Annotated in this window: 16 protein-coding genes and 1 pseudogene; 8 read left to right on the forward strand and 9 right to left on the reverse strand. The window is 68.7% G+C overall.

Going from position 1 to position 19,763, the window contains the following annotated elements:
* Nucleotides 1-13: 13 nt before the first annotated feature.
* Genes OXI49_14400 through OXI49_14410 form a run of 3 tightly spaced genes read left to right on the forward strand, consistent with a single transcriptional unit; the run spans nucleotide 14 to nucleotide 3,985 of the window.
* On the forward strand, nucleotides 14-937 hold the full coding sequence (locus OXI49_14400) for a pyridoxal-phosphate dependent enzyme (GenBank protein MDE2691703.1): 924 nt from the start codon (nucleotides 14-16) through the stop codon (nucleotides 935-937).
* Complete coding sequence (locus OXI49_14405) at nucleotides 924-2,408, forward strand: serine hydrolase (GenBank protein ID MDE2691704.1); 1,485 nt, start codon at nucleotides 924-926, stop codon at nucleotides 2,406-2,408. The genes OXI49_14400 and OXI49_14405 overlap by 14 nt, the downstream gene beginning before the upstream one ends.
* A complete protein-coding gene (locus tag OXI49_14410) occupies nucleotides 2,405-3,985 on the forward strand; it encodes a D-aminoacylase (protein MDE2691705.1) in 1,581 nt (526 codons plus the stop codon). Before OXI49_14405 ends, OXI49_14410 begins: the two co-directional genes overlap by 4 nt.
* On the opposite strand, the gene OXI49_14415 is transcribed toward OXI49_14410, so the two are convergent.
* The 5 genes from OXI49_14415 to OXI49_14435 all read right to left on the reverse strand — a co-directional run bounded on the left by OXI49_14415 (nucleotide 3,975) and on the right by OXI49_14435 (nucleotide 9,682).
* Complete coding sequence (locus tag OXI49_14415; GenBank protein ID MDE2691706.1) at nucleotides 3,975-6,515, reverse strand: TonB-dependent receptor; 2,541 nt, start codon at nucleotides 6,513-6,515, stop codon at nucleotides 3,975-3,977. The genes OXI49_14410 and OXI49_14415 overlap by 11 nt on opposite strands.
* A 99-nt stretch (nucleotides 6,516-6,614) precedes the next feature.
* Nucleotides 6,615-7,391, reverse strand: a complete 777-nt coding sequence (locus OXI49_14420) for a VOC family protein (protein MDE2691707.1) — start codon at nucleotides 7,389-7,391, stop codon at nucleotides 6,615-6,617.
* A gap of 40 nt (nucleotides 7,392-7,431) precedes the next feature.
* On the reverse strand, nucleotides 7,432-9,162 hold the full coding sequence (locus OXI49_14425; GenBank protein MDE2691708.1) for a PQQ-binding-like beta-propeller repeat protein: 1,731 nt from the start codon (nucleotides 9,160-9,162) through the stop codon (nucleotides 7,432-7,434).
* Nucleotides 9,163-9,228: 66 nt separating this feature from the next.
* Nucleotides 9,229-9,492, reverse strand: a complete 264-nt coding sequence (locus tag OXI49_14430) for a type II toxin-antitoxin system RelE/ParE family toxin (protein MDE2691709.1) — start codon at nucleotides 9,490-9,492, stop codon at nucleotides 9,229-9,231.
* On the reverse strand, nucleotides 9,446-9,682 hold the full coding sequence (locus tag OXI49_14435; GenBank protein MDE2691710.1) for a ribbon-helix-helix protein, CopG family: 237 nt from the start codon (nucleotides 9,680-9,682) through the stop codon (nucleotides 9,446-9,448). The genes OXI49_14430 and OXI49_14435 overlap by 47 nt, the downstream gene beginning before the upstream one ends.
* A gap of 182 nt (nucleotides 9,683-9,864) precedes the next feature.
* Here OXI49_14435 and OXI49_14440 point away from each other — a divergent pair, with 182 nt between their 5' ends.
* Both OXI49_14440 and OXI49_14445 read left to right on the forward strand, forming a co-directional pair.
* A complete protein-coding gene (locus OXI49_14440) occupies nucleotides 9,865-10,767 on the forward strand; it encodes an oxidoreductase (protein MDE2691711.1) in 903 nt (300 codons plus the stop codon).
* 16 nt (nucleotides 10,768-10,783) lie between these two features.
* Nucleotides 10,784-12,400 carry an FAD-dependent monooxygenase gene (locus OXI49_14445; protein MDE2691712.1) on the forward strand — a complete coding sequence of 539 codons (1,617 nt, stop codon included), beginning with the start codon at nucleotides 10,784-10,786 and terminating at the stop codon, nucleotides 12,398-12,400.
* On the opposite strand, the gene OXI49_14450 is transcribed toward OXI49_14445, so the two are convergent.
* Nucleotides 12,357-13,874, reverse strand: coding sequence for an AMP-binding protein (locus tag OXI49_14450; GenBank protein MDE2691713.1), 1,518 nt, complete (start codon nucleotides 13,872-13,874; stop codon nucleotides 12,357-12,359). The two genes, OXI49_14445 and OXI49_14450, sit on opposite strands and share 44 nt — an antisense overlap.
* Nucleotides 13,875-14,038: 164 nt before the next feature.
* Between OXI49_14450 and OXI49_14455 the strand changes: the two genes are divergently transcribed.
* Nucleotides 14,039-15,052: an alpha/beta hydrolase-fold protein gene (locus tag OXI49_14455; GenBank protein MDE2691714.1), complete on the forward strand. Its 1,014-nt coding sequence runs from the start codon at nucleotides 14,039-14,041 to the stop codon at nucleotides 15,050-15,052.
* Here OXI49_14455 and OXI49_14460 read toward each other — a convergent pair.
* Nucleotides 14,986-15,624, reverse strand: a complete 639-nt coding sequence (locus tag OXI49_14460) for a hypothetical protein (protein MDE2691715.1) — start codon at nucleotides 15,622-15,624, stop codon at nucleotides 14,986-14,988. The genes OXI49_14455 and OXI49_14460 overlap by 67 nt on opposite strands.
* Before the next feature lie 124 nt (nucleotides 15,625-15,748).
* On the opposite strand from OXI49_14460, the pseudogene OXI49_14465 reads away from it, so the two are divergent.
* Nucleotides 15,749-16,201: pseudogene (locus OXI49_14465) on the forward strand (mandelate racemase/muconate lactonizing enzyme family protein).
* Nucleotides 16,202-16,268: 67 nt separating this feature from the next.
* Here the strand turns inward: OXI49_14465 and OXI49_14470 are convergent.
* Entirely contained in the window at nucleotides 16,269-17,801 is a 1,533-nt protein-coding gene (locus OXI49_14470; GenBank protein ID MDE2691716.1) for a VCBS repeat-containing protein, read from the reverse strand.
* Nucleotides 17,752-18,819, reverse strand: coding sequence for a tocopherol cyclase family protein (locus tag OXI49_14475; protein MDE2691717.1), 1,068 nt, complete (start codon nucleotides 18,817-18,819; stop codon nucleotides 17,752-17,754). The genes OXI49_14470 and OXI49_14475 overlap by 50 nt, the downstream gene beginning before the upstream one ends.
* Before the next feature lie 68 nt (nucleotides 18,820-18,887).
* On the opposite strand from OXI49_14475, the gene OXI49_14480 reads away from it, so the two are divergent.
* A partial coding sequence (locus tag OXI49_14480) for a hypothetical protein (protein ID MDE2691718.1) occupies nucleotides 18,888-19,763 on the forward strand: 876 nt, incomplete at its 3' end.

A 19,763-nucleotide genomic window follows, 5' to 3' on the forward strand; every position in this document is an offset into this window, starting at 1 on the left:
ACCAGCACCGGTCATGAAGCCCCTCCACATCGAGACACCGCTTTTCGAGTCGCGTCCGCTCTCCCTCCACGCCGGCCGGAGCGTCTGGTTGAAGCTCGACGCGCTGCAGCCGCCCGGCTCCTTCAAGATCCGCGGCATCGGTTTCGCCTGCCAGGAGTACGTTCGGCGAGGCGCCAAACGCCTGATCTCCTCCTCCGGCGGCAACGCGGGGATCGCGGTCGCCTATGCTGGGCGCCATCTCTCGGTGCCCGTCCTGATCGTGGTGCCGGAAACCACCAGCGACAGGGCGAAGGCCCTGATCCGGCAGGAAGGCGCCGAAGTCCTCGTTCACGGCGATTCCTGGCAGGAAGCCAACGAACTGGCGACGTCGACGGTCGATGAGTCCGACGTCCTGGTTCATCCGTTCGACGATCCGCTCGTCTGGCAGGGCCACTCCACCCTGATCGACGAGGTTGCGCGATCGGGGATCAAGCCAGGTGCCCTGGTCGTCTCCGTCGGCGGCGGCGGGCTGCTGTGCGGCCTCGTCGAGGGAACAAGGCAGAACGGCTGGTCCGACGTCCCGGTGATCGCCGTCGAGACGGAAGGCGCCGACTCCCTGGCTCAGTCGGTGCGAGCGGGCCACCGGGTCGAGCTGCCCGCCATCACCAGCCTCGCCATCACGCTGGGGGCGAAGAAGATCTGCGCACGTGCGTTCGATTGCACCAGGGATCATCCGCTTCGGAGCGTCGTGGTGTCGGATCGGGCCGCAGTGTCCGCCTGTCAGCGATTCCTCGCCGACCACCGGGTGGTTGTCGAGCCGGCGTGCGGCGCCTCGCTCGCCGCCGTGTACGACGGCGCACCGGAGCTGGAGAACTTGGATTCCGTCCTGGTCGTCGTCTGCGGCGGCGCGACGACGACTCTCGAGCAGTTGAAAGAATGGGCGGATGGACTTGCGTGACTCGCGACTGATCGCCGGAGCCATCCTGGCGCTCGGCCTCGGATGCGCCGGTCCTGGGGACCCTCCAACGGGCCTCGAAGTCGGCGCCGACAACGCCACTGTCGATGCGATCTTCGCCTCCTGGGACAAGCCCGATTCACCGGGCTGCGCCCTCGCCGTGGCGCGGAACGGCGACCTCGTCCACTCGCGCGGCTACGGCTACGCCAACCTCGATTACGACATTCCGGTCACGCCGCAGACGGTCTTCGATGTTGCCTCGGTGACCAAGCAGTTCGTCGCCGCGGTCGCCAACCTCCTCGCACTGGACGGCACGGTCTCGCTCGACGACGGGGTCCGCGAGTGGCTTCCGGAACTGCCCGAGTACGCCTCGCCGGTCACCCTGCGGCACCTGATCCACCACACGGGCGGCCTGCGCGACTATCTGAACCTCTTCCCGCTCGCCGGCAGCCACGACTACTACGCGGTCTCGCGCGAGCAGCTCCTGGCAATGATGGCGCGGCAGCGGGCGCCGGTCTTTCCGCCTGGCGAGCGATACGAGTACAGCAACACGGGCTACATGCTTCTGGCCCACGCTCTCGAGCGCGCCGCCGGCCAATCGGTGGGCGAGATGGCCCACGAGCGGATCTTCGAACCGCTCGGGATGGACGGCAGCCTGATGTACGAGAACCGCGAGGTGATCATTCCGCGGCGCGCCACCGGCTACCACCGGGACGACGACGGCAACCTGCGAGTCGTCCACAACTACGACTTCGAGATCGCCGGCGACGGCCAGCTCTACACGACCGTCGAGGACCTGCTGCGCTGGGACGAATACCTGCACGGCGCCGACAAGCCGGCGATCCATCAGTCGATGCTGACCGAGGGGACGCTCAGCAACGGCGAGCCAATCGAGTACGCCCACGGCATCACCCTCGGTGAGTATCGCGGCCTTCGGACCGTGGGGCACGGTGGGCACTCCTGGGGGTTTCTGACCGAGCTCAGGCGGTACGTGGAGCCGGGCCTGTCGATCGCCGTCTCCTGCAACGCCGAGTACGGGGATCCCGGAGAGTTGGCGCGGCGGGTCGCCGACCACTACCTGGCGGATCAGCTCGGGCCCGAGGAAGGCGACGACGAAGAGGGGGACGATGCCGACGAACAGGACGAAGACTCGCCCCCCGTGCCATCCCTGTCCGCCGGCGGGCTGGCCGCGTTCGCCGGCAGCTTCTTCTCGGCCGAGTTGGACGCCACCTACCGCTTCGCCGCCGGTGATGAAGGGCTCACGCTGCGCGTCGAGCAGCAACCCGCGCTTGAAGTGCAACCGGTCGCCGAGGATGAGTTCCGGGTCGAGTTCGAGAGCCGCGGATGGGCGGCGTCGCCGGCGCGGCTGGAGTTTCAGCGGGACGCGGCCGGCGCGGTCACCGGGTTCAGCCTGAGTTCGGGGTCGGAACGCGGACTGGTGTTCGAGAGGCGACCAGGGTTGGAGGTTCGATGAGGAGGACAGAGCGGAGCGAGGCCTGCGGCCTCGCGCGTTTCTTCACAAGCCGGCGGGGACGCCGGCGCACCCAGTGCGCGGCGCTGCTGCTTGGCGCCGGGTTCGCCTTGACGACTTGCGGCCCCGGCGAGCCGCCGCCCGCCGGCACGGTGATCGTCAACGCCCGCGTCCTCGACGGCAGCGGGGATCAGTCCCGGGACGTCAACGTCCGCATCGAGGGCGACCGCATCGCCGCCGTCGGCGACTTCGAGCCGGCCGCCGGGGACACCGTCGTCGACGCGGACGGCCTGGTCCTGGCGCCCGGCTTCATCGACGTCCACAGTCACCACGACTCCAGGCTGTTCGAGTTGCCGGAGGCTCTGGCCGCGGTGAATCAGGGCATCACGACGATCGTGGCCGGGCAGGACGGCGGTCACCAGCACCCTCTCGCCGAGTTCTTCGGCAGACTCGACGCGACGCCGGTCGCCGTCAACGTAGCGTCCTACGCCGGTTTCGGGACCCTCCGCGAAGAGGTCATGGGCGAGGACTACCAGCGCCACGCGACGCCCGACGAAGTCGCCGCGATGTCGGATCTGCTGCGGGGCGAACTGGAAGCCGGCGCGCTCGGGCTCTCGTCCGGCCTGGAGTACGACCCCGGCTCTTTCTCGGCAACCGAAGAAGTGGTCGAACTCGCCCGCGTGGCGGCCTCCCACGGTGGCACCTACATCAGCCACATCCGCAGCGAGGACCGCTACTTCTGGGAAGCCATCGAGGAGATCATCCGGATCGGCCGGGAAGCCGACCTGCCCGTCCAGGTGACCCACATGAAACTCGCCATGAACAGCTGGTGGGGTCAGGCCGAGCGGCTCCTCACGAGACTGGACGAGGCCAGGGCCTCAGGCGTCGAGATCACGGCGGACATCTACCCCTACCGGGCCTGGAGCACCTCCTTCACCTGGCTCACGACCGTGTTCCCCGACCGCGATCTCGACCGGCGGGACGGCGCCGAGTACATCCTCCGCGACCTGCTGTCGCCCGACGACGTCCTCCTTCCCGACTTCCTGCCGGAACCGGCCTACAACGGCCTGACGCTGGCCGAGATCGCCGAAGTCCGCGGCTCCGACGTGGAGACGACCCTGATGGATCTGCTCAAGGCCGACACCGAGATGGGCAGCGAATCCCTGATGATCGGTTTCGCCATGGACGAACCCGACATCGAGGCCATCATGGCCTGGCCGCACGCCGTGATCTGCAGCGACGGCGGCCTCGCCGGTTCCCATCCGCGCGGCTTCGGCGCCTTCACCCGCTTCCTCGGCCGGTACGTTCGCGAACGCAACGTCGTCAGTCTCGAGGAAGGCATCCGGAAGATGACCTCCCTCTCCGCCCAGCACCTGGGGATCGCGGATCGCGGCGCGATCGAGGAGGGGCACTACGCCGACCTCGTCCTGTTCGACCCCGAAACGGTCATCGACCGTTCGACCTACGAGGACCCGCACCTTCCCTCCGTGGGGATCGAGAAGGTCTGGGTCAACGGAGAACTCGTCTTCGACGGCGGCGAGACGACCGGCAACCGGCCCGGCAGGGTGATCAGAAGGTGAGACGCAACGTGGCCCCCACGGTGCGCGGCGCTTCGAGGAACGTACTGCGGCTGCCGACGCGCAGCGGCGTGTTGAACGTCACGTTCTTCGTCTGCTCATCCGTCACGTTGTTGCTCCAGAGCTCCACCGCCCATCGGCCGGAGTAGCCACCGAGCCCGACCCGGACGTTCGCCTTCGTGTTCGCCTCCTGGATGTCGAAGGCGAGGTTGGGCTGGGTGCTGGTCCGCCGGTCGTCCTCCCAGCGGCCGTTCACCGACGCGAACACCAGGAAGCGGTCGCCGACCGTGTCGTCCCAGTTGGCGCCGAACGAGAACACGTTCTCGGGCGCGTTGGTCAGCTTCGCGCCGCACAGCGACTGGACGGAGGCCGCGTCGAGGTCGCCGGCGCAGTCGTCCGGGTACTCCGAATCGGCGAAGGTGTAGCCGAAGTTCAGCGTGACGTGCTGCCCCGCGACGGCGGAAAGCTCGAGCTCGGCGCCACGGCTCTGCGCCTTCGGCACGTTGAAGGTCCGGAACTGGACGCCCGTGAACTCGAGCACCTGGAAGTCCTCGATGTCGTAGTCGAACAGCGTGGCGTTCAGGCGCACCCGACGGTTCGCGAACTCCGACTTCACCCCCAGCTCGAGCGCGTCGATCTTCTCCGAGTCGAACCGGGGGTCGGCGCCGCCGACGGCCGCCGTCGAATCCAGGTTGAAGCCGCCGGACTTGAAGCCGTGCGTGTAGCTGGCGTAGCCCTTGACGGTGTCGCTGAACTCGTAGACCGCCTGCGACGTGTAGACCAGCTCGTCGTCCTGGAACGTGTCCGCGAACGTCGCAGGCAGGATCGGCACGCCGGTATCCGCCGGCGTGGCAAAGGGGAAGCAGTTGAAGCCCGCGTTCAGGTTGCCGATCGTCGTCGCCACGGGCGCGAGCGGCGTTCCCGCAGCGCCCTCCGCCAGGGCCTGCGCGTTCAACAGGGTTGCAAGACAGCCGGGGTTGCTGGCGGCCGGCTGCCTGAAGCTGCCGTCCTTCGTCTCGTCGACGTACCGCAGCCCGGCGACCAGCGACAAACGGTCCGACAGGCGAAAGGTGTTGTGCGTGAAGATCGACCACGAGTCGCCTTCCTGGCGGTAGACGTTGTTCGCGAAGGCGCCGCCGACCGGAATGCCGCCTGAGAAGGCGAGCGCCTGGTTGTCAGCCGCCAGGACGTCTCCGAACGTTCCCCCCGTGGCCAGGGGCACGCCGCCGAGCAGTTGCGCCGGGGCGAGCGCCGGAGCGAGGGCGTAGTTCCAGAGGATGGCGTCGACGAAGGAGGAGAAGTCCCCCAGCAGGCCGAGGCCGACGTGCTCGAGAATGTCCTCGCCCGAGGCGAAGCCGCCGACCAGCCAACTCACCCGCTCGGTGTCGCCGGTGAGCCGGAACTCCTGGGTCCAGGACTCGATGTCGTCGAACGTCTCGAAGCCGTTGGCGGCCTCCGGAGAGACACCGTAGACGCCAATCCCGACGAAGTCGTCCTGGATCGACGAGGCGAGGAAGTCACGCCACGAGCCCAGGTAAGTCAGCGAGACGTCGTCGGTCAGGTTGTAGTTGAGCTCGGCCGAGAGCCCTTTCTGATCGAAGGGGTTGACGAACGGACCCGAATTCGAGCGCCGGGCCTCGAAGGCCGACGGGCCGACGACGGAGACGCCTCCATCGGCAGGGAGTCCGGCGGCCGCGAACGAGCCGAGCGCCGCCGCGGGCGTTTCGAGCAGGACGACCGCATCGCAGCACTCCTCGTCCGCGTCCGAGTAGTCGCCGATGATCCGCAGCGATCCGCGGTCCGCGAAGTTCCACAGCAACTGCCCGCGCAGGAGCGCCCGGTCGCGGGTGTAGCTCTCTGCTCCCGAAACGCTCTCGACGAAGCCGTCCTGGTTGCGAACAGCAGCCGAGAGCCGGTAGCCGACCCGGTCGGAAAGTGGACCGCCCACGCCCGCCTGGAGATTGAAGGCGTTGAAGTTGCCCGCCGTCAGGTTGAGGAAACCGGACTGGTCCGTCAGGCTCGGCCGCCTCGTGCGCAGGTTCAGCGCGCCTGCCGAGACGTTGCGGCCGAACAGGGTGCCCTGCGGGCCGCGAAGCACCTCGATCGACTCGACATCGAGCTGATCGCCGAGCGCGATCCCCGGACGGCTCAGGTAGATCCCGTCGAGGAAGACGCCGACCGAACTCTCGAGTCCGATGTTGTTGCCGGTCGTGCCGACGCCGCGAATGCGCAGCGTCGTTCCCTGCGACTCCGTCTGCGACGAGTTCATATTGAAGCTCGACGCCAGCGTCGGCAGGTCGCGGATGTCCAGCATGCCGGCGCGCTCGATCTGGAGCGGCGTGATCGCCGTCACGGCAATCGGCACGTCCTGCAGCGACTCCTCGCGCTTCGTCGCGGTGACCGTGATCTCCTCGACGAACAGGTCCTCGGCCGCGGCCGATTCCTGAGCGGTGTCGTCTTCCTGCGCCCACGCTGAGCCTGCGGTCAGGACTAGCGGAACGAACGTATACAGAAACAGTCTTCTCAGCTTCACTGTGTGCCCCCTTGGAATAGTCCATTGCAGAGGGGCCGCCGCAACGAGTGTCTTCCGGCCAACACCCGGCAGGGAGCAGCTATTCCATCGAGGGGCGCCTCAGACGAGCCGGAGGCGCATGCCGCAGATCGTCACGAGGTCGTCGCCGGTGCGGCAGCCGGCGGCCTCGGCGTTCGCGAGCGCCCGCGCGCGGTCCGTCACACGGATGTCCAGGCCGCCGAGACCCTCGGGGCGGCCGTCGCGGAGCGGGACGAAACGGATCTCGGCATCCCGCAGCGCGATCGTCGGCACGTCGCCGGCGCCGACCGGCTCGCCCAGGACCTCGCTCCAGCGGGCGGCCAGTGATACGGGATCCTCGGTCTGGATCTCGGCAGCGCGAATGCCGTCGGCGATCTCCGTGTGCCGGGCGCGCTGCCAGTCCTCTCCGGCGGGCCACCAGGAGCCATCCGGCCGCTCCTCGTCGACGTTCCAGCGCAACTCCGGGATGGCCCCGGGCACGTCCTTGGGATGGAGCTGCATGCCCATGCCGCGTTCGTTCCGGCCCGGTTCGGAAACCAGGCGGATGCCGAGGTCCGCGACCCGCTGCTGGTAACCCGCGTAACTATCGCGAGGGACCTGCATGATCACCATGTAGCCGCCGTCGCCGCCGCGGCGCTTCAGGTAGCGGCCGCCGGGCGTGTCGTGCTCCCCCGGCTGCGGCGACACCGTCTCGAGGAACTGGTCGCCGAAGGGGATCAGGAAGTTGTGCAGGCCGTACTTCCCCACCCCCGGGTCGCGGTAGCAGACCTCGACACCGAACACCGACTCGCACTGCTGCTGGATGCGATCGAGGTCATGGGCGACCAGACAGATCTGGCGCATGCGGATTTCGGACATGGGCGTCTCCTCGTGCGTGCCGGGTTTGGGAGGGGCGACTCTACGGCAACGCGAACACGAACAGGTTGCTGCCACGACCGGGGCGGAGTTCGGGCGTCATGCGCGCGTTGGTCAGCCGGCCCGGGCCCGTGTTGACGGCCACGTACTGGCGGCCCGAGACGGCATACGTGACCGGGAAGCCCATGACCGGCGCGCCCAGGTTGATCTGCCACAGCACGTCGCCGGTTTCCTGGTCCAGGGCCCGGAAGCGTCCGCCCTGGTCGCCTCCGAACAGCAGACCGCCGCCGGTCGCCAGCAGCGAGAAGGTCGCGGCCCGCGTCTCGTAGACCCAGCGGGTCTCACCGGTCTCCGCCGAGATCGCCCGCACCGTGCCGAGCTGGTCGGTGCCGGGCGCCACGACGTGATTGGCGGCCAGAGCGTAGTGCGCGACGATCTGGTCCAGGGCCTTGACCTTCTCGCTCTTGAAGTCGGTCGTCGCGAGCATCTCCGCGCACGCCTGCCGCAGCGGGAAGTACATGGTGCGGGTGAGGGGGCTGTAGGCGCCTGCTTCCCAGTCCTTGCCGCCGGCCCACGAAGGGCAGATGAACATCACCTGCTCGAGCTCGCGGAAGATCACCTCTTCGTTCAGGCTGACCTCGCCGGTAGCGCCGTCGATGCCGGTGATCACGTTCTGCCGCACGGTCGGCGTCGCCCAGAGAAACTCGCCGGTGGCGCGGTCGAGGGTGTAGACCAGGCCGGTCTTGCCGGGGATGCCGGTGACGACCTTGCGGACCTCTCCCGCCTTCAGCCGCGGGTTGATCCACTCGACCGCTTCCGGGTCGGGCGCGACCGCCGTATCGACCAGGATGCGCTCGAACACGTGGTCGAGGTCCCAGGAGTCGTTCAGGTGCTGGTAGTGCCAGCGGATCTCGCCGGTCGAGGCGTCGAGCGCCAGGGTCGAGTTGTGGTACAGGTGCGTGAGGTCGGTTCCGCCGAGCATGAACCTCGGCGCCGGCGCGGTCACGCCCGTGCCGATGTAGACGAGTTCCAGTTCCGGGTCGTAGCTCGGCGGCATCCAGGTCCCGACGTGGCGGCGCTCTTCGTAGGGCACGGCGCCCCAGGTTTCGTTTCCCGGCTCGCCCGGCGCCGGCAGGGTACGGCGGCGCCAGAGTTCCCGACCCGTTTGAGCGTCATGGGCGAGGATGACGCAGGCGTCGGGGCCGCCGAGGGGCCTGCAGCTCCGCCCGGAGATCAACTTGCCGTCGGCCACGATCGGCCCGGCGCTGTGATGGGCCGGGTTGACCTTGTAGTCGAGGATCCGCGTCTCCCAGGCGAGTTCGCCCGTCACGGCATCCAGCGCGTAGGCGTAGTGGTCGGCGCTGGTACCAAGGATGTACTCGCCCCAGATGGCGATGTTGCGCGTCTTGCGGGCGAGCGGGCCGGTGTAACCCCAGATGTCCTCCGGCAGGTTCCGCCGGTACTCCCAGATCAGATCGCCGGTCTCGGCCGACAGCGCCTGGATGACGTCCTCCCTGTTGGCAACGTACAGGACGCCGTCGTAGGCCAGCGGCGTGGTCTCGGCGCTTCCATCGACCATGGACCTCGTCCACTCCATCCGGATTCGGCCGACGTTCTCCCGCGTGATCTGGTCGAGCGGGCTGTAGCCCCACGCGTCGAGCGTGCGGCGGAAACTGAGCCAGTCTTCCGGCGCCGGGTCCTGCAGCATGGCGTCGGTGACCGGGACGAAGTCGCCGGCCGAGGATTCCTGCGCGCCGGCGGTCGCACCGGTCATCGGCGGCGATGCGACCGCGAGGGCCGTGGACAGCGCAAGGAGGGTGAAACACCGTCGATTCATCACCTAGCGATAGACCTCCCTGCGATGGCCGACACGGACGACCAGCACCGTGAGTTCTTCGTGGATCGTCTCGTAGATGATCCGGTAGCGGCCCACACGGAGTCGCCTGAGTCCACCGAACTCTCCCTTCAGCGCGGAGCCGGCTGACCTCTCATGGGCCAGCCGATCGATCGCCCCGACGATGCGCCGACGATCGCCGGGATCGATCTTCCTGAGAGCCTTAGCCGCGCTCGCCTTGATCTTGATCGAGTAGATCGCGCCTGACATCTTCCCAATCCAGCACCGGATCCGCGGGATCGTTGAGGCGGTCCAGGGCCAGGCGAAGATCCTCGAAGTCCTCGAGGTAGTACTCGAGCGCCTGTCTGAGCAACTGCGCCCGGGATCGATTCAGCCGACTCGCGGCGCGGTCGGCCTTCTCCACCAGATCCTCGGGGAGCCTCGCGGTTACCTGCACCATCCTGGAACACCTCCGACCCCATACGATGTCGTTGACTTCGCTTGAAGTCAAGAGCGCGCCCCCGCCACCGATGTGAAGGCGGGCTAGCAGGGCGCAGCGCAGCGGGGGCTCGTTTGTCGACTGATCATCGGCTACCGTTCCGGCTCGACCGACGAAGGCCAAGCCTCGGGGATACATAACCGATGACACGGGGATTCACCGACCGCGACGTACCCGACCAGTCGGGGCGGACGTTTCTCGTCACCGGGGCGAACACCGGCATCGGCTTCGAGACCGCCAGGGTGCTGGCGATGCAAGGCGGGCGCGTCTTGCTGGGGTGCCGCTCCGAGGAGCGAGCCGCGGGCGCGATCGCGAAGATCCGTGCGGAGTCGCCCGAGGCCGACGTCGAGTTCCTGCAACTCGACCAGGCCGACCTGGCCAGCGTGCGAGCGGCAGCCGAGCGGGCCGCCGCCGAACCCCGGCTAGACGTGCTCGTCAACAACGCCGGCATCATGGGGGTGCCGCGCACCCTGACCGTCGACGGCTTCGAGGCGCAGTTCGGAGTCAATCACCTCGGCACGTTCGCGCTCACCGGGCGGCTCCTGCCGAAGCTGGAGCAAACCGAGGGCAGCCGGGTCGTCATCACCGCCAGCCTCGCCCACCGCGGCGGCCGGATTCACTGGGAGGACATCGACGGCGCGAAGCTCTATTCGCGCCAGACGCGCTACCGGCAGAGCAAGCTGGCCAATCTGATGTACATGTACGAACTTCACCGGCGGCTCAAGGCCCGCGGTTCCCGGACGATCGCCGTCGCCTGTCATCCCGGTCTGGCGCAGACCGAGATCGGCCGCAACATTCCCCTCATCCAGGCGGCTACGCCCCTGATTCGCATCTTCTTCAATACCCAGGCGATGGGCGCCTGGCCGACTCTCATGGCGGCGACCGCACCCGGACTCACCGGCGGCGACTACTACGGGCCACGGAACTGGGAAGTAAGCGGTCCGGCCGGCGGGGCGTGGTCCTCGCCGGCCAGCCGCGACCCGCAGTTGGGCAGGCGGTTGTGGGAACTGTCGGTGGAGATGACGGGAGTGAATCCTGGAGTCTGAACGCATCGAGACGCAGGTGCTGATCGTCGGCGGCGGTCCGATCGGCCTCATGGGCTCGCTGCTCCTGTCCCGGCTAGGGGTCAGGTCACTGGTCGTCGACCTGCGGGGACGTACCAGCACGCACCCGCGGTCCCGGCTGCTGGACGCCCCGTCGGTCGAGTTGATGCGCGAGGTCGGCGTGGAGCAGCAGGTGATCGACACCGGCCTGGGTCCCGACTGGACCGAGTACAACCGCTGGTTCGACCGCCTGGCGGGCAACGAGATCTGCCGGGTCCCCACCCCGTCTTTCCACTCGGTCCGGACCGACCGCAGTTCCTCCATGCCCGTGATGACGGCGCAGGACTACGTCGAGGCGATCCTCTTCGACAAGGCGGCGTCGGACCCGAACGTCGACCTCCGCTTCGACACGACCGCGAACGGACTGACCCAGGACGACGCCGGCGTCTCCTGCACGATCCGCGACAACCGCACCGGGAGCGCAAGCAAGGTCTCAGCCGAGTTCGCGATCGGCGCCGACGGTCTCCGGAGCTCGACGCGGGCCACCATTGGAACGACGCTCGAAGCCGACTTCATGGACGTCTTCTTCCAGGACGTCATCTTCGAGGCGGACTTCTCGAGCCACACGAGCGACCGGCAGGGCGGCCTGCTCTTCATCGCCCACCCGATGGGAGCCGCCGTCTTCCAGCCGCTCGACGGCGTGCGGCGCTGGCGTTGCCAGATCGGCGGATTCGACCGTACGCAAGAGATGACCGCGGAGTTCGCCGAGAACTGGATCCGGTCGGCGCTGGGCGCGAACGACCCGGTCCCGATCGAAGTGCGGACGATGACGGAATGGCAGTTCCAGCCGGGCCGCGCCGGCCGTCTCGGCCAAGGCCGCATCTTCCTGGCCGGCGACGCCGCGCACGTGTTTATCCCGACCGGCGGCCTCGGCAACAACACCGGCTTCGTCGGCATTCGCAACCTCGCCTGGAAGATCGCGTTCGTGCTCCGCGGCGCCTCGCCCGCATCCCTGCTCGAGACGTACGACATCGAGCACCAGCCGATGGCGAAGCAGCGCGTCGCGGCCGGCCGACGCAACGCGCGACTGTCCGGGGGGATCTTTCGCGCCTTCCACGCCGGCGGCGACACGGAAGCGGCCGCCCGGAACTGCCGCCAGTACGGCGACTACGACGGGCTGATCTACGGCTACGAGTTGAGGTCCGAGCTCTGCGCCCATGACGACGCGCCCGCCCCCGTTGTGGACAACCCCGTCTGCGACTACGTCCCCGTCGTCCGGTCCGGCCGCCGGGCGCCGAACCTGTGGCTGGACGAGAGCTGGACCCGCTCCGTCCTCGACTGGAACGGCCTGGGCTACACCGCCGTTCTGGGGGCGCACGTGGACCCCGGGCCGTGGCGGGATGCTGCTGATGCGATTGCGAGGAGCGGGTTTCCCATTCGGACCGAGCTGTTGCCCGAGGTCGAGGCCGCATCGCCGTACGACAACGGGGAGGTTGTCCTCATGCGGCCGGACGGCATCGTCGCCGACCATTGGGAGGCTAGTGGCGTGGGCGCCGGCGAGGAAGCGGAGCGCCTGCGGCGAATCCTGCCCATCAAGGGTCGCCGAGCAATCTCTCCGCAACCTCCCGCTTCATGATCTTCCCCACCGCGTTCTTCGGCAACTCCGGCTGAACGACGAAGCGGCTCGGGATCTTGAACCGGGTGACGAAGCCCGCGGTGTGGGCGCGAAGTTCCTCTTCGCTGGCGTCGGCGCCGGGCTTGAACACCACCGCCGCCCAGATGTCGTCGCCCCAGGTCTTGTGCGGCACGGCGACGACGGCGACCTCCGAGATCGCAGGATGCTCGTAGAGCGCCTCCTCGATCTCCCGCGGTGAGATGTTCTCGCCGCCCTTGATGATCAGGTCCTTCTTCCGGTCGGTGATGCGCAGGAAGCCGTCTGCGTCCATGACGCCGATGTCGCCGGAGTGCAGCCAGCCGTCGCGGACCGCTTCCGCAGTGGCCTCGGCACTGCCCCAGTAGCCCTTCATCACGTTGCGGCCACGGATGCAGACCTCGCCCGGCGTCCCGGCCGGCATCCGGTTGTGGTCATCGTCCATGACCGCGACCTCCACGCCGTCGACGGCGCGGCCGCAGGAACCCGCGCGGTACTCGTCGCTGTCCGAGTAGGCGGTGGCGACCGCGGTCGACTCGGTCAGCCCGTAGCCGTCGCGGACCGTGCAGTCGAACTCGCGCTCGAAGTCGACCCGGACCTCGTTGGCGAGCGCGGCGCCGCCCGACCATACCCAGCTCAGTGAACCGGTGTCGAAGCGCTCCCGCTCCGGGAAGTCGAGCAGGTAGGTCAGCATCGTCGGCACCATGCCCATGCGCTCGATCCGGTGCCGCTCGATGTTCTCGAACACCAGGCGAGTGTCCCAGCGCACCATGACCGTCGCCTCGAAACCCTTGACGAAACCGACACACATCATCAGGACGCCGAACGAGTGGGCCATCGGCATCACGTGCAGGATCGGCATCCCTTCCGGCATCTCGGCCATCCCGCCGATCTGCTGAGACGACCAGAGGATGTTGTCGTGCGTGAGCATCACTCCCTTCGGCCGGCCGGTGGTGCCTGAGGTGTAGAGGAGGAGCGCCAGGTCGTCGCCTGCCCGGTCGACCAGCGAGTCGACGGGCGCCGCCGCCGCGATCTCGTCCGTGATGTCGGTCGCGCCGGCGACTTCGGCTGAACCAAGGCTGAGCAGCGCTTCGCAGCGCGGCAAGCCGGCCCGGGCCGCGTCCACGACCGGAGCGAGCACCGGCGCCACCAGCGCGACCTTCGCCCCCGAGTCTTCGAGCAGGTAGCCGACCTCGCGCGGGCCGAGTTGCGGCATGACCGGCAGGATCACGGCGCCGATCTTCCACACCGCCTGGAAGGCGCAGAAGATCTCCGGGCAGTTCGGCATCATGACGACGACGCGATCGTCGGGGCCGACGCCGCGTGCCCGGAGCACGGCGGCCAGCTTCCGGGCCAGCAGCTCCTGCTCCTCGTTCGTTCTGGTCCTGCCCTCGAAGCGCACGGCGTCATACACACCGAAGCGGGCGAGGCTGTCGATGGCGAGTTGTGCGGCGTTCATTCGGGACGGGTCTTCCTGCGGGCTGGAGGCGTAGACTGCAGAGCCTACGTCCATCCGACGACCGTCACGAGCGAGCGCGCTCCGGAGGCCGGCGCTTTGCGCCGGATGCCGGCGGGGACGCCGGCGCACCCAGTTTCCGGTGCACGTCCAAGGGAGGTCCGGTCATGCGCCGAGTCACGCGAATCAACGCTCTTCCCCTCCTGGCCATCTTCCTGGTCGCCGCAGCGAGCCACGCCCAGGAGTCCAGTCTGACGAATCACGCCCTCGCCAGCGACCTGGTGCCCGGCGAGCCGCGGTTCGACCTCCTGCTGCCTCCGGCCTATGACCCGGAACGCTCCGAGCCCTACCCGCTCCTGCTCTGGCTTCACGGCGGCTCCAGCGGCGAACGCCAACTGGAGCGTCGTCTTCGCGCCCATCTCGAACGCGCCTGGGACGAGGGAACGATCGAGCACATCGTGGTCGTTGCTCCGATCACGGGCAACTCCTACTACATCGACTGGAAGGGCGGAGGAAAGAGCTGGGAGACCTTCATCCTCCAGCAACTGCTGCCCCACGTCCGAAGCCACTACAACGTGGCGCAGGACCGGGCCGGCACCGTGCTCGGCGGCGGCTCCGCGGGGGGCCAGGGCACACTACGGATCGGCCTCCGCAACCCCGAGATGTTCGCAGCCGCGGCGGCCCTCGAACCGGGATTCCCGCCGGTGGCCTCCTTCGCCGACCTCGACCTCACGCCCTACGGTCCCGGCGCGATGCGGTTCCTCCACGAGCGTTTCGGCGACCCCTTCGACGTCGAGTACTGGCGGGCCCGTCACCCGCCGACGATCGTGATCGACAACGCCGACCGGCTCCGCGCCTCCGGCCTGAAGCTCCTGGTCGAGGCCGGCGACGAGGACGCCAACCTGACCTACCTCAGCGCCGAACTGCTCCACCGGCTGCTCTTCGACGCCGCGATTCCGCACGAGTACCACCTGGTCCAGGGGGGCGCCCACACCGGACGCTCGATCCCGCGACGGATCACGAACGTGCTCGCCTTCTTCCAGCGCGCGCTGCGTCCCCAGGGACCCGACCCGCAGGCAGAGGACCACCTGGCCAGAGCCAAACAGAGCGGCCGCTACGCACCGAGAGTGCCGAACCAGCTCGACTTCGACACCGTCGACTTCCGCAGCCCGCCGCCTTGAGGATCGAACGCCTCGAGTTGTACCACGTCAGGTCGCCGCTGCCGGCGCCGCTCCACGTTGCCGCGCAGCCAGGCCACGGCCAGACGCACAACGAGCTGACCTTCGTCCGCATGACGACGGACGAAGGCGTCGTCGGCGAGTCGGCGGGAATGACCCTGAGCCGGTTCCACGCCGGCGTCGGCGATGCTCTGGGACCGTTCATCCTCGGCCGCGACCCCCTCGACATCGAGGGCTTCGCCAGCGTCCTCGACGCCGGCGAGGCGCTCGGCATCCGACTGGCCTGGCTGGAACCGGCGCTGTGGGACATCGCCGGCAAGGTCAAGGGCCAGCCCGTGTACGAGCTGCTGGGCGGCGGCAGGGACAAGCTCAGGGCCTACGCGTCGACCTCCGAGCTTCGATCGCCCGACGAGCGCGCCGAGAACCTGCTCGAACTGCAGGAGATGGGCTTCTCGGCCGTCAAGCTCCGCGCCCACTACCCGGACTGGCGCGACGACGTCGCGGTCATCGAGCGGGCGCGCGAGGCGGTCGGGCCCGACCTGGCGCTGATGGTCGACGCGAACCAGGGCTTCCACTTCTCCCTCCTGCCGGGCGCCCCGCCGAAGTGGGACGTGGACATCGCGGCCGCGTTCGCGAGCGCCATCGAACCCTGCGACATGACCTGGATCGAGGAGCCGCTCGACCGCAAACGACTACGCGGCCCTCGCCGAACTTCGCCGGCGGACCTCCATCCCGCTCGCCGGCGGCGAGTTGAACTGGCGGCTCAACGAGTACGGACTCCTGGTCGAGAAGCAGTCCCTCGACATCCTCCAGGCCGACGCGATGTTCTTCGGCGGCATCGCGGGATGTCGGAAGGTGGCCGCCCTCGCCGAAGCCAGCGGCCTGGCCTTCGCCGCCCACACCTGGAACAACGGCTTCGCCCTGCTCGCCAACCTGCATCTCATGGCCGCCAGCCCCAACTGCGAGTGGTGCGAGTTCCCCTACGAACCCCCCGGTTGGACCACCGAGGGCCGCGACGCGCTCCTCGCCGAGACCACCGAGATCGACCGGGATGGCTTCGTCCACCTGCCGCAGCGCCCCGGCCTCGGCATCGTGATCGACGAGGACAAACTGGAGAGCTTCGGCGAACGGTTCTACGACGGCCGCGCCTAACAGGAGCTTGCGCGGCAGAAGACTGGGTGCGCCGGCGTCCCCGCCGGCATCCGGCGCGAAGCGACGCCTAGTCGCCCGGCGGCAGCGGCAGGTGCCGGCTCTCGGACTCGCGGGCCGGGAAGAAGGCGCGCCGGGGCTCGGCGGTGCGGACCTGTTCGAGCCAGAAGACGCCGTCGTAGTGGCCACTGTTGCCGCGGGTCGCGACCAGATCGTCGTCTCCGTCCCGGTCCATGTCGAGGACAACGAACTCGTCGAACATGCCCCGCACACGACGCGAGACGTCGTGCCGAATCCACGCACCGGTCGGGTCTCCCGGGTTCTCGAACCAACCCAGGCGGCCGGCGACGCTGGCGGCCGTCTTGTCCTCGCCGTCGCGGTCGCGCGGGCGTGAGCTGTAACCGCCGCTCCAGAGATCGAGATCGCCGTCGCCGTCGATGTCGAACAGCGCCAGGCCGGTCGGATTGTCCGGCGCCGTATCGCCGATCGGATGGATCGTCCACGCTTCCGCGACCGGATCGGCCGGCTGCTCGAGCCACACGTTGAGCACGGGCGTCTCCTGGAGCACCATGTCGAGCCGGCCGTCGTGGTTCAGGTCCGCGAACTCGACGTTCATGCCGGTAAGCCGGCGCGGGCCGCGCTCCCACGGCACCGTCCTGCCCGTGACCTCGATCGGATGCTCCTCGAACACCAGTCCCGAGCCCGCTTCGAGCAGGTTCTCCAGCCAGAAGATCCTCGCTTCCGACCGACTGCCGGCGAGGATGTCCAGGTCGCCGTCGCCGTCCAGGTCGACTGGCCGCGAGTTCATCGGCACGGTGACGGTGGCCAGCACCGTCTCCGTCCAGCTCGAGTCGACCAGCGGATCGCCGTCGATCTCGAACATGGAGATCTCCTCCGGCGGGAAGGTGTCGGGCACCGGCTCACCCTCCGGCTGCTGCGCTCCCTTGTTCGGCGCGATGGCTTCCAGCCGGCCGTCCTGGTCGAGATCGGCCAGGTAGACCCGGATCCAGGAACCGCGGCCCGCCGTCACGGACGGAATCAGCCGCGGCCAACGGCCTCCCCGGACATCCCGCCCCGGGTTCTGGAAGTAGGTCAGGTGGTCCAGCTCGCACGCGACCAGCACGTCGAGCACGCCGTCGCCGTTCACGTCGCCGATGGCTATGTCCTCGGCCGCGGCAGCCTCCCTGCCTTCCGCCAGGGTGACGCTGGTCCAGCGGTTCGGATCGCCGCTGCCGAAGTGGAGCCGGACGTGGTCGCTGTCCTCGTGGACGGTCACGATGTCAAGGTGACCATCGCCGTCGAGGTCGGCCATCTTCAGGCCGTCGGCGCCGCGCATCGGGACGCCGCCGGAGAGTTCTTCGTCGTCGATCCGATGCTCGCGCCAGGAGATGAACTGGCCTCGAGCGGACTGCGCCGTGGAGAGTGTCTCGGCGACCGTAAGCGGCATGTCCGAAGCCGCGCGATCGGCCGGCCCCGTGCCGGCGGGGCCGCAGGCGGCGAGCAAGACCAGCGGCGCCACCAGGAAACCGAGGATCCCGCCGGCCGGGCCAGCCTCAGCCCGCTTCCACTCGCTCGATCCGTCCCTCGACCTCGGGATGCTCATGCCAGTCTCCCCACTCCACGTGGCAACAGCCCTCGCTGCTCACTTCCCCCACATTCTCCCACTCCGGCTCTCGGCCGGCTCCCCCCGCGACACCACGTTCGAAGAGCCTCAGCCGGCAACTCGCCAGATCGCTGTGCAGGCAGAAGCAACCAGACCCGTCCGGGTCCGTGTACGGCGCTTCGAGGATCATGTCCAGGGGACAGTTCACCTCCAGCTCGATCCGTTCGCGTTCCGATTCGGCCGCGAAGGACCACCGTCCGGGAACCGCTTCGCTTGTGGCCGCGGAACCGTCCAGCGGCGCGATCAACCGCACTTCACGGCCATGAACGCGCGCGATCAGCACATGGACCGGCGGCGGTCCGTCCGCGGAGGCCGGGATGCACGAGACCTCCAGGTAACCCGCCGGATCGTCGTCGAACCGGTTGCAATGAGCCCAGAGCCAGTGCGGCGGGTGTTTCCCTCCCCAAACATGGCTCTGCTCGCCCGGCGCGTCCTCGATCACCAGCCGGCGGTCCCCGATCTCGATCGTCCCGATGAACCGCGTCGCCGGATACGGATAGAGCATCGCTCCGGGCACGTCTCCCGAGCTGTACAGCGCTTCGGGGAACGGCAGGATGAGTTCGGAGTCGGCCGGCCACTCCAGGTGCCATCGAACCCGCCGGTCGCCTCGACCGACTTCGCCCCGGGCCAGTCCGTTGCGCAACTCCGCCGGCGCAAAGCGGCGCCCCCCGACCGGGCCGACGCCGAAGCCCAGACGAAAGGGCGCGGCCCGAGACTCGAGCGTCCCCAGGGGACGGCGCTCGAACACGCCGAAGCTCTGCTCGGGATCCCGGCGATCGAGGAAGGTGAACCAGAGTTCCAGCTCGGCGGAGCGCTTTGTAATCTCGGGCGCCTGGACGACGTATCGAATCCAGTAGCCCGTCTCGCTCGCCAGGTCGTTGAGGGTCAGGTAGTAGACCTCGTAACAGCCGCGGGCGGCGGCAGTCCACCGGAGGGCGTTGGCCTGGTCGAGGTTCATGCGCGGTTCGGAGCACGAGGCGGCCGGAGCGAGGCGTTCCCGTCAGTTCGAAGAGCAATGTACAGCCAATGACGAGAGCCGGAATAGCCGGGGGCGTAGCCGCGCTCCTGCTGTTCGCCGTTGTCGTGGCTCTCGGCCTCGTCGCGGTCCCTCTGCTACGAGACCTGGACATCGACGCTGACGGCGTAGCCCCGCCGGCGGTTCCCCGCTCACCCGCGACGTCGGCGACGGCCCACAGGGGCTTCCTCTACGGCCGCGTCACCACCAGGAACGGCACGGCCTACGAAGGGCGGCTGCGCTTCGGGGGCGACGAGGAAGCGTTCTGGGGTGACTACTTCAACGGCTTCAAGGAGGAGAACCCCTGGGCCGTGGACGTTCCGCCCGAGCGGCTGACGGAGAGCCGGCCGGTCACCGTCCTCGGTGTCGAGGTCGCTCAGCGGGAGCGGCGGCTCAACCTGGGCCGGCCGTTCATGGCTCGCTTCGGCGACATCCGGCACGTCGCGCCGAGCGGCCGCGAGCTCCTGGTGACGCTCAAGAGCGGGACGCAGTTCGTCCTCAACCGCTTCGATGCCGACGACTTCGCCGACGGCCTGCGCGTGTGGGACGACGAGCACGGCGTCGTGGACCTCGGCGAACGCCGGATCCGCGCCATCGACTTCCTCCCGACCGCCGACCTGGAAGCCGCCCCGGACCGGCTGTACGGCACTGTGCGCACGCCGCAGGGGAGCTTCACCGGCTTCGTCCAGTGGGACCGGCAGTTCAGCGTCGGCTCCGACGAGCTTCAGGGCCGGACCGGCGACGGGGAGCTCAGCCTGCGCTTCGACGCCATTCGCACGATCGCGCGCCACTCGGACGACAGCGCGGAGGTGACCTTGCGCGACGGCGGCGCGTTCGTCCTCTCCGGCACGCGCGACGTCGGCCGCGGCAATCGCGGCGTCTACGTC

The organism is Acidobacteriota bacterium, assembly GCA_028875725.1.
Lineage (GTDB): Bacteria > Acidobacteriota > Thermoanaerobaculia > Multivoradales > Multivoraceae > Multivorans.